General features: G+C 67.0%; 9 protein-coding genes. 1 reads left to right on the top strand and 8 read right to left on the bottom strand.

The features are described from left to right. Nucleotides 1-59 precede the first annotated feature (59 nt). The 8 genes from HMPREF3165_RS08075 to HMPREF3165_RS08110 all read right to left on the bottom strand — a co-directional run bounded on the left by HMPREF3165_RS08075 (nucleotide 60) and on the right by HMPREF3165_RS08110 (nucleotide 8,084). Nucleotides 60-1,082, bottom strand: coding sequence for a phosphotransferase family protein (locus HMPREF3165_RS08075; protein ID WP_040321442.1), 1,023 nt, complete (start codon nucleotides 1,080-1,082; stop codon nucleotides 60-62). Beyond that, nucleotides 1,079-1,621, bottom strand: a complete 543-nt coding sequence (locus tag HMPREF3165_RS08080) for a P-loop nucleotide/nucleoside kinase family protein (RefSeq protein WP_070512290.1) — start codon at nucleotides 1,619-1,621, stop codon at nucleotides 1,079-1,081. The genes HMPREF3165_RS08075 and HMPREF3165_RS08080 overlap by 4 nt, the downstream gene beginning before the upstream one ends. Nucleotides 1,622-1,623: 2 nt before the next feature. Next, nucleotides 1,624-2,493 (bottom strand): zinc metalloprotease HtpX, encoded by an 870-nt coding sequence (gene htpX / locus HMPREF3165_RS08085; protein WP_009407174.1) that lies wholly within the window; start codon nucleotides 2,491-2,493, stop codon nucleotides 1,624-1,626. A 33-nt stretch (nucleotides 2,494-2,526) separates the two neighbouring features. After that, nucleotides 2,527-3,111, bottom strand: a complete 585-nt coding sequence (locus HMPREF3165_RS08090; protein ID WP_003787117.1) for a GNAT family N-acetyltransferase — start codon at nucleotides 3,109-3,111, stop codon at nucleotides 2,527-2,529. Nucleotides 3,112-3,849: 738 nt separating this feature from the next. Continuing rightward, nucleotides 3,850-4,194, bottom strand: coding sequence for a hypothetical protein (locus tag HMPREF3165_RS13840; protein WP_256275230.1), 345 nt, complete (start codon nucleotides 4,192-4,194; stop codon nucleotides 3,850-3,852). A gap of 382 nt (nucleotides 4,195-4,576) precedes the next feature. Then, a complete protein-coding gene (locus HMPREF3165_RS08100; protein WP_070512292.1) occupies nucleotides 4,577-5,266 on the bottom strand; it encodes an ATP-binding cassette domain-containing protein in 690 nt (229 codons plus the stop codon). A gap of 7 nt (nucleotides 5,267-5,273) precedes the next feature. Next, nucleotides 5,274-5,999 (bottom strand): hypothetical protein, encoded by a 726-nt coding sequence (locus HMPREF3165_RS08105; protein ID WP_003787126.1) that lies wholly within the window; start codon nucleotides 5,997-5,999, stop codon nucleotides 5,274-5,276. Nucleotides 6,000-6,602: 603 nt separating this feature from the next. Further along, nucleotides 6,603-8,084 (bottom strand): FAD-dependent oxidoreductase, encoded by a 1,482-nt coding sequence (locus HMPREF3165_RS08110; RefSeq protein ID WP_003787128.1) that lies wholly within the window; start codon nucleotides 8,082-8,084, stop codon nucleotides 6,603-6,605. 484 nt (nucleotides 8,085-8,568) lie between these two features. Here HMPREF3165_RS08110 and HMPREF3165_RS08115 point away from each other — a divergent pair. Next, a partial coding sequence (locus HMPREF3165_RS08115; RefSeq protein ID WP_070512307.1) for a DUF222 domain-containing protein occupies nucleotides 8,569-10,491 on the top strand: 1,923 nt, incomplete at its 3' end.

Raw genomic sequence — 10,491 nt, forward strand, 5'->3', positions numbered from 1 at the left:
TCCTGCCACCTGGCGAGGCCAAGGTGGGGCTATCCCGACACTGCCTTGAAGCGGGCGGCTCAGCCACCGAGTCGAGCGGTCAGGCTGCGAGCGAGCTCATCGGCCCATCTGCCGTAGCGGGACTCGCCGGGGCGGCTGAGGCAGTACAGGAGGTTGCCCAGGCGGTCGAGGAGCTCATAGGCGTCGCGGCGCTCCAGCAGCCGTTGCGGGTCGGCGGCACCGGTGTCCTGCGCAAGCCGCGAGCGCCGCGAGTACCGAGAGTACTCAGTGACGAAGGCGGTGACGTCGTCGGGCGTCATGGGCAGGTACCAGGGCCCACCGGTCACCCGGCCCCCGATGAGGGCCAGGTCCTTGGCGGTGTCGCCGGGCCCGGACCACTCGAAGTCGATGAGTCGCGGCAGGCCGTCGGGTCCGAGGATGACATTGGGGGCGACGACGTCGCCGTGGATGATCGGGTGGATGGGGACCGCCTCGAAGGCCGGGGCGAGGCGGTCGAGCTCACGGCGCCAGGCGGGCAGGAGCGGGCGGACGCGGGGGTCGGTGAGGGTCTGCGGATGATGCTCTCCCCACCAGGTCACCAGCTCCTCCCCCTGTTCGTCGGCGCTCGGCACGAAGGCGGCCGACGGCGCGGTGGCGGTGGCGGTGGCGAGTGCCTCGTGCAGGCGGGCGATCTGGTGGGCGAGGGCGGTGGCGAGCCGCCGGTTCCAGTCGGCGGTGCGCAGGGCCCGACCGGGGACGTGGGTGGTCACCATGTAGGGGGTGCCGAGCGGGTTGTCGCTGCCGGGCTCCAGGACGACGGCACTGGTTCCCAGCTCGGGCGGGACGCGTCTGAGGACCTCGAACTCGGCCTGCATGGAGCGGGGCAGGTCATGGGGCGGGCGTCGTGGAAGGCGCAGGACCCGGGCCTGCTCCCCGGAGCCGACTCGCCAGGCGGTGTAGCTCTCACCGGTCCCCAGCCGCTCGACCGGTCCGGTCGTCACGCCGCGCAATTCGCCGGCGTCGGCGGCGGCTCTGATGCGTGGGGCGATGTCGTCGTCGGTTCCAGTGGGAGGTGGAGTGTCCACTCCCCTGTCCACCGTCATCGGGTTCCATCCGCGGGGCCGAGGTCGACGATGGCCCGGGCGGCCTCGGTGACGGTGAGACGGGCGGTGTCGAGGCGGAGGTCGGCCTCGGGCCAGGGGGCGTAGTCGCGGCGGGTAATCTCCTGCCACCCCGGCAGTTCAAGTCCCTTGATGTCGCTCACCCGCTGCTGAGCGCGGCGCCGATGCTCGGCCTCGTCGGAGCAGATGAGCTCGACGGCGAGAGACCGAGCGCCCAGGTCTGAGGCTGTCTCCTCCCACAGGCGGCGGGTGAGGGGCAGCGGGTTGACGCACTCGACCAGGACGTCCCCGCCCGAGTCCAGGACGTCCCGGGCCACAGCGGCAACTACGTAGTATCCGGCGCCCGCGGGCATACCGGGGAGCATCTCACCGCTGTCCCGCAGAGCCTGCTCGATGGAGTCGATGCGCAACCAGGTCGGTGGTCGACTCCGCGGCCGCGCCTCGGCCCGCAGGCGCAGGACCTCCCGGCACACGGTGGTCTTGCCGACTGCCGGTAGTCCGCCGACGACGGTCAGTGGCACTGTCAGTACCCGGCCATCTGCTCGAGGCGGGCGATGCGCTTGTCCATGGGCGGGTGGGTGGCGAAGAGGTTGCGCAGGCTCCCGAAGGGGTTGGCGATCATCATGGAGGAGACCGGTTCGAGGCGTGGGTCCTGCCCCATGGGCACGCGCGAGATTCCGGACTCGAGCTTGCTGAGCGCGCTGGCCAGGGCGAGCGGGTCCTGGGTGAGCTCGGCGCCGTCGTGGTCGGCGTCGTACTCGCGGGTCCGGGAGATGGCGAACTGGGTGATGGCGGCGGCCAGGGGCGCCAGGAGGGCCAGCAGCAGGACGGCGATGATGTTGCCGCCGTCCCGGTCACGCCGGTTGCCGCCGCCGAACCACATGGCCATGGTGACCATAGAGGAGATGACGCCGGCGATGCCCGCGGCCACCGAGGAGGTGAGGATGTCGCGGTTGTAGACGTGGGAGAGCTCGTGGCCCAGGACGCCGCGCAGCTCACGCTCGTTGAGGAGCTGGAGAATGCCCTGCGTGCAGCACACGGCGGCGTGCGAGGGGCTGCGACCGGTGGCGAAGGCGTTGGGGCTCATCGTGGGGGCCACGTAGAGGCGCGGCATGGGCTGGCCGGCAGCGGCGGAGAGCTCACGCACGATGGCGTACATCTGAGGCTGCTGGGCCTCGGTGACCTCGATGGCGCCCATGGAGCGCACGGCGATCTTGTCGGAGTTCCAAAAGCCGAGGGCGGTCTGCACCAGGCCGATGACCGGCGCGATAACCAGCCAGATGGCGGAGCCGGTCCCCCGGGCCAGCACGTAGCCGAGCAGGAGAAGCAGGCTCCACATGCCGCCCAGGAGGACGGCGGTCTTGAGACCGTTGTAGTGGTGAGTCCTTGTCATGGGTGGAGACTATGGGATGAACCTGTGTCTGACCTATGTCTGCTGTCGCGGGACCACTCGCGCGGTGATGAGGCCGCAGTCCAGGCAGCTCAGGGTGTCGCGGAAGTCGTCGGGATCGAAGGTGGTTCCCGGCGCCTCACGCGCGAGGGTCCAGTACTCCCCCGTCGAGTCCTGGACCGCGTACCCGGTGTCGCGGAAGCCGGAGCGCTCGTAGAAGGAGAACCGACGGCGTCGCTGCTCGGCGTTGTCGGCCTCGGCGATGACGGGCTCGATATCCAGGACGATGGTGCAACCGGGGTGACGGCGCTCGAGCTCAGCCAGGAGGCGGGTGCCCACGCCACGGCCGCGTGCGGCGTCGTCGACGGCGAGGTAGAAGAGGTAGAGCAGGCGGGAGCCGGGGCGACGCACGGTCCAGGTCAGGGCGACAGGATCCGGGCGGGCCGCACGGGTCGGTCCGGCGGGCTGGTCCCACCAGGCGACGAGGTCGACGCCGCGGCGCAGGCTGAGCACGTGGATGAGCGCCCAGGGAATGCGCTCATCCTCGGGGAAGGCACGCAGGTAGAGGTCATGCGCCCAGCGGTTGGTTCCGCCGGCGAAGCGGATGCGGCGGGTTCTCATCGGGCTTCTTCCTCTCCGTGTCGGTGACGACGCCCTTCCGGCACCGGCCGCGGGGAGGTCCAGGGCCTGGCCGACCCCAGGTGCTCCACGATCCGGCGCACACCATGGTCCTTGGCCACGACCTGCACGGCCGTGGCCCCCGAGACTGTCTTAACCTGACGCAGGTACGGACTCACCCACCAGATCTTACCGCCGCCTTAGTGCCCCGAAACAACCACCCCACCCCCACAATCCCAACGAACAACCCCCCCCTGAAACACAAACCACCCCAACCTGTGCAACTCAGGTGAGCAGGTAGCCGATGAGGATGAGCAGGCCCCACATGCCGCCCAGGAGGGCGGTGGTCTTCAGGCCGTTGTGGTGGTTGGTGCCTCGGTAGATCGCCGACATGCCGTCAGAGTAGCGGAGCCACCTGTGCGCGCCCTGTGCAGTCGCCCCGAGTTACGCGCGCGAGACCGGTGGACATCAGGATCAAGACTGTGGTGTGTCAGGACATCTGGGACGGTGTTGGCGTCTCAGACGTCCTGGAACGATCTGGGCGAAGTTTGGAAGCGGTGACGTCAGGCGCGCGTGGCACCGGCGGCGACATTCTGCACCGGTGGTTGCGCCTGGCACCTTGGGTTGCGTTCTCACCGCGCCCGAAGGTGCTAGGCGCAACCACTGGTGCTCAAGGCACCCGACGATGCGACCACGACACGACCGCTTGTCCCAGGACAGCATTCACCGACTGATCGCGCTCTACTTCTCCAGATAATTCTGCCGCGTCCTCCCGATGAGGAGACACACCCCGACCAGAAGCGCCAGGAGCACGCCGTTCGCGCAGACTAGCTGAAGCATCCGATATTCAGGATCCACCACGTACTGCCCCTGAAGCGGGATCATTCCGAGATAGTAGTACGAGAAATCATCACCAGTCACTGCGCCCACGACCCAGTGATCAGTAAAACGCCTGACGAGGGAGAAATACAGCGTCGCGAACGCAAGAATCTGCATAAAGACGAACATGCCCCATGAGACCGAGCGCGCCATACCAGGCCCGGCGACCCGCTTGCCAGCAGAAGCGCCTATGAGCATCATCAACATGCCACAGGCTAGAGCGACCCCCTTTGCGATGAGCCCTAGGAGCACCGCACTCCAACTAGTCTCGCCTCGACCAGAATCCGGAAGGCTAACGACGGCGTACAAAACCATCAAAAACGACCAGAGAACACAACCGTGCAAACCCGCCATCTTCCATCTCGGCAGTGGAGAGAGGAAGAAGATCCTCTCACTGCAAAGGGCCACATGCCGCACCAAGTAATCTAGCGCATACAATGACGCTCCGAATGAGAGCAGCATGACACCCAGCGCGTGCATCTGTGCCACCATTTGCCCAGATCCCACCCGCCCTGCGACAGCAACGACCAACGCGAGTACCAAGATGGGCAGGAAGAACCGTCCATGACGACGCAGGACCATCCTCAAATCATTCATGTGCGGCCACCAAACGTTTAAATGCCATCTCGAGGGACCCATCACCGATCCGCCGAACATCGGCAACCTTTCCAGAGCGGAGCAGCCGCCCGTCCACCACCATCATGACAGCGTCGAAGACGCGCTCAACCCCCTCGATCAGATGGGTACTCAACAACATTGGAGCCTCCTGACATCGAACTTCGATGATGTTCTCGATCAAGCGATCACGAGTCAGGGGATCGACGCCAGCTAACGGCTCATCCAAGACATATAGTCTTGGCCGCCTCGCCATGATCAGAGCCAGATGCAAGCGCTCCGACATCCCTTTCGAAAGGCTTCCCACAGGCGCCGACCTTTTAATCGCGGACCCAGCGAGAAACTCTTCCGCGACATCATCGCGAAAATCCTGGTGCCTCGCGCTAAACAGATCAATTGCCTGCCCAACTGTCATCCAGGAGAACAAGAACGGCTTATCTGGTAGATAGGCGATCTCATCTCGACTGGGGCACCTCAGCGCACCGTCATATCTCCCAATATCGCCACAGACCGTCTTGAACAACGTGGTTTTCCCGGCACCGTTCGGGCCAAACATGCCGACAACACCATCGTCCGCGTCTACTCTAAAACTCATGTCCGAGACCGCACGATGCTTGCCGTAAGACACCGAAAGGCGAATCCCTTCAACAACAATATCACCCATATCCAGATCACCTCCATAGGAACGACACGACAACGAAAATGATAATATAGGCCAATACCCCGAGCGAGACAATCCTCAGAACCAGAATGGGCTTTGGCGCATCCGACCAGCCCTCGACTTCCTCAAGATCGAAGCACGCCAATAGCGTACGTTGACCATCCGCATTCCACAAGGGCAACAAGTTGGTGGCGACAAAGATCATCACCAAGGCAGTTCCATATCTCCCCTCCTCACCCAGGCCCAGAACTTCCTGGCACAATACGAGCAGGTTCACGGCGATCAAGTTAGCGAAGAGTCCGGCAGAGTGGCAGAGCAGCCTTTCCCTTCTAGGGAGAAGGGATACCTGATTCATTCTAACGAAGAATGCCGGCATGACCCAATAGTTCATCTTGAATCCCACCTTGTCAGGACGCCTTCCGCACCATCGCAACGCCAGGACATGACCAGCCTCATGGATGAGCAGATTACTGACAACTAACGTCGCCGCCAGGACGAGGCCTCCGCCTCCATTGAGCCTTTCTGAAGCCACGTCTGAAGCGAGATACCCCAGCAGCCATAGCAACCCATTGATCAACATCGTGAGAAACAGCATGACGTAGACGCCCAGCCATAGCGTCGACAGGCGAGAAGCCTTGTCCACCCAGGCAACAGGCCTCTCCCCAATCACACCTTCAGCGCCAACCATCCGATCGATTTCGCTCCAGAGTACCACGGGTAGGGGATCGCGCACCATGCGGAAGTTCCCCGCGTATCGCACATTCGTGCGGACTTAGGTGTACTACATCGCCCTTTGGCACCGCCAAACTCATCCGAAAGTATGACGGTCGCGACTCCTTCAAGGAGGCTGTGTCAGCAAGCCGAGGCCCATCTGCGACGCCTCGGCGGCCCCGGGCTCACCTGGAGCAATGATGCGAGGAGCGGATCTGCGCCGGGACGGAGACAGTCGCCGATCGCGGCCCACGAGTGGGCAGCGCGGATATGACTTGGCCGCCCGTCGTGCCCGATCTTGGATGATCGCGGGCGGGGACTGGCCTCCGGCACGCACCCAAGTGGGACGTCCAGAGCGGCGCTGGGCGCTCCTGAGCGACCCTGGACCCTCGAGAGCACCGCCGGAGCGCTGCCCCCAACGTCCCTGCGCGCTGTAGCCGCCCCTTCTCGCGCCGTCGGCCCGCAGAAACCGTCTCGGCCCGCTCCCGCGCCCTCAAACTGCGAGGATGAGGGCGCAACAGCGGGCCGAGGGCGCGGGAGCGGGCTGAGGGCGCAACGACGGGGCGAGGTGCGGTGAACCAGTCCGCCCGGTCTTCCGGGACCTCCCGGCCGCCCCTCCCCCGCTTCCTCAGAGCCGGTGGGCGACGCGCTCGGGGACGCGGCCCGTCTCGGGCTGGCCGATGAGGTCCTCGGGAACCTCGGTGGAGCGGGAGATCGCGGTCATGGCGTCGCGGGAGACGACCTTGACGCGCTCGCGCGGCTTGGACTCCCCTCCGGTGACGACGACCTCACCGTAGCCCTCGCCGAGCTCGCGCTCGTAGGCGTCCAGCAGCTCCCAGCCCTCCCAGTTGGTGAAGGGGATGCCGCGGGACTCCAGCAGGGCGATGATGGCGTCGTGACCGACCTGGGCCTCGTCGCTGGTCTCGGCGTGCAGCAGGCCGGCGTTGGCGTCGGCCACGAGGTTGGTGATGGTCTCCTGCGCGTCGGACTTGGTGGAGCCGATGAGGCCCACGGGGCCGCGGCGGATCCAGCCGGTGGCGTACAGGCCGGTCAGGGGCTTGCCGTCCTCGCCGAGGACACGGCCGCCCTCGTTGGGGACGACGTGCCGCTCGGCGTCGAAGGGCAGGCCCTCGATGGCGCTGGAGGCGTATCCGACGGCGCGGTAGACGGCCTGGACGGGCCAGTCGCGGTACTCGCCGGTGCCGGTGACGTTGCCGTCGCCGGTCAGGCGGGTGCGCTCGGTGCGCAGGCCGACGACGTGGCCGTCGTCGTCGGTGAGGACCTCGTGGGGCGCCGAGAAGAGGTGGATGTGGATGCGGTGGGAGGCGGTGAGGTCCTCCGGCTCCTGCATCGCGTACCCCTCAAGGGCCTTGACGACCTGGCGCTGCTGGTTGGAGGAGGCCAGGGCCGCCTGCGAGCCCTCGTCGTACTCGAAGTCCTCCTCGTCGACGAGAACGTCGACGTCGGCCTGCTTGCCGAGCTCGCGCAGCTCCAGCGGGGTGAACTTCACCTGAGCCGGACCGCGGCGACCGAAGACGTGCACGTCGGTGACCGGGGACTGCTGGAGCGTGGCGGCCACGTTCGCGGGGATCTCGGTGGTCATGAGGTCGTCGGCGTGCTTGGCCAGGACGCGGGCGATGTCCAGCGCGACGTTGCCGACGCCGATGACGGCGACCTCCTTGGCACTCAGGTCCCAGGTACGCGGGTGGTCGGGGTGACCGTCGTACCAGGAGACGAAGTCGGCGCCGCCGTAGCACTCGGGGGCGTCGACGCCGGGAATGTCGAGGGGGGCGTCGGTGTCGGCTCCGGTGGAGAAGATGATGGCGTCATAGTGCTCCTGGAGCTCGGCCACCGAGATGTCACGGCCGACCTCGACGTTGCCGATGAGCCGGATGTCCCCGCGCTGGAGGATCTTGTAGAGGGCCACGATGATCTGCTTGATGCGCGGGTGGTCGGGGGCGACGCCGTAGCGCACCAGCCCGTAGGGCGCAGGAAGCCGCTCGAACAGGTCGATACAGACCTCCATGCCCGACTTCGAGAGGATGTCCGAGGCGTAGATGCCTGCGGGGCCTGCTCCGATGACGGCGACATTGAGAGGACGTGCGTTCACTGTTCTTCGTTCCTGTTTCAGGGGACGTGGACGTGGCACCCGCGTTCCCACTGCCAGGAGAACCGGTTGCTCCGGTCCGGGGCGACGGGCGATGACGGCGGGGTACCGCGCCACAGTCTATGGAGGAAGGCAGGGGCTCCCCCAGGGTGTGGGCAACAACGCGGCTTTGAGCCGCGTCACGTCGGAGAGGTACCGGTGGGACAGAGCAGCGCAGCCTCCACCTCGTCACTCCGGCCGCAATCGAAGTCCACCCTCAGGCTGGTCGCGGGAGTGCCGGCAGTGACTTTCCTCGCGAGCGAGGCCTTGACGAGCCATCAGTCGGCATCAGCACTCCAGAGACGAGCGGGGAGATAGGCCCGAGGGGCGACCCGGGGTCCTCTTCTCCGGCCGAGACGATCAGCACCCTCGGTTTTCGTTGCTGTTGCAGCGGTTTCTGGGGGTGATTCGTCGTGCGGGCGGCGGGAGACGAGGGTATACTGTACGTATGTTCGAAAGCGGTGTGCTTCCTCACGACCCGGCCGACGGTGCGGCTGGTGGGGTGAGTGCGCCTGCCGAGGAGCCGGTAGCGCCATTGCCGACAGAGGATGCCGCTGACCTGCTGGCACCCCTGGGGGCGGGTGGGGCGCTGGCCGGCGTGGTGGAGGGGTTGTTGGCCCGCCTGTTGGTGCCCGTCCGCAGCGATGGCGAGGACGCCGGCAGCGCCGTCGACGCCGAGGACTTGGCGGGCAAGGTCGGGACCGCTGAGAGTGAGGGCCTGTTCTCCGGTGAGCCGGGCGGTGATGCAGCCTTGGCGGCCGTGGCGGAGGTGCGCAGGGTCGCGAGCGTGGAGGAGGCCGCCTCGTCCGGGTTGATGGCTCTAGGCGCTGCAGGTTTGGCAGAGCTGGCGGCGGCGTGTCACCGGCTGGTGGCGTGGGCGTCTTGGGGTGAGGCCCTGGCGGCGGCGTGCCTGACGGATTGCGGCGAGCTGTCGACGCATCCGGGTCAGTGGGGCCCAGACGGTGCGGTCTCACCGGTGGTGGGGTTCGAGGAGCGGCGGTTCAACACCACCTGCCTGCTATCGGCCCGCCTGGGGCTGTCTCGAACTCAAGCCGGGCAGATCGTGGACCACGGCAGCGCGCTGATGGACGTCGGTTTCGGGCCCACCGAGGCCATGGAGCGGTGCGGGGTGCTGGACGCAGCCAAGGCGTCCTTAGTGACTCGCCGCTTGGAGGGGGTGCCGGCCCCGGTGGCACTGGCCGTTCAGGAGCGGGTGCTGCCCCAGGCGCCCAGGCGCAGCGTGTCCCAGGTGGGACGCGACATCGAGCGGGCCCTAATGGAGGTCGACCCCGCCGGGCATGCTGAGCGGGTGCGAGTCAATGTCTCCCGGCGGTGCGTGACGCGTCCCAGGACCGCCGGCGAGGGCATGTCCCAGGTCCGCCTGCTGCTACCGACCATGGACGCGCTGCTGCTGGACGCCACCCTGGACGCGATCGCCGCCAGCGCCAGGGCCTGCGGCGAGCAGCGCACCCCAGCCCAGCTGCGCGCCGACGCCATCACCGCCATGACCCTGTCCACACTACGCACCAGCCAGCAAGCCGCCTACCACAGACCCACACAAGCCCCCGACGACGACACCAGTGGCGGCACTGGCGGTGGTGGCGGTCTCGGCAGCAGCACTGGAGACTTTGGCGGTGTGAGTGAGCTGGGTTCAGTGCCTGCCTCGTTCTCTCCTCCCAGGCGTTCTGCCTCCCTGGGTCGTCTGCTGCCTGACGGGGTGCCCCTGGAAGGGCTTCTGGGGGCCTTGAGCTCCCTGGTGGGGTCCGCCAGCCCATGGTGGACCCCCTCAGACACCGGCCACCTCCCCCTCCCCGAAAACATCCACATCGACGTCCAGGTCACCGTCCCCCTGACCAGCCTGGCTGGTCTGGCACCACCAGAAGACCCCACCGGCAGAGGTGACCCTAGGGGCAGTGAGTGCTCCGAGGCGCCCCGCCACCCGAAGTCCGGCAGAGCCTCCCCAGACCAGAACCCCACCGTCACGACCGATCCTCTCAACGGTGCAGCACCCCGGGACAGCAGGAGAAGTCTGCCCACCACCAGCAGCAGGAGCCTGCCCACCGCTGACGGGAGGAGTCTGCCCGGTTCCAGCGGGAGGAGTCTGCCCGAACCCACCCCGGCCACTCCCGCCTCCCAGGCCGCCGCCTCGTGCTCCGCCGCTGCGGGCGGGGTTGCTCAGGTGCGCATTGGGGCGCGCAGCGCGTCGGTGCCGGCCCTGACCGCCTGGGCCCTGGCCGCCGGCGGGACCTGGAGACGCCTGGTCACCGACCCAGCAAGCGGAGTCGTGATCGACGTGGGACGCACCAGGTACCGTCCCCCGGCCGGTCTGGCCGACCTGGTGCGCGCCCGCGACCGAGCCTGTGTCTTCCCC

Origin of the sequence: Actinomyces sp. HMSC08A09 (assembly GCF_001807465.1) — a bacterium.
GTDB classification, from domain to species: domain Bacteria; phylum Actinomycetota; class Actinomycetes; order Actinomycetales; family Actinomycetaceae; genus Actinomyces; species Actinomyces oris.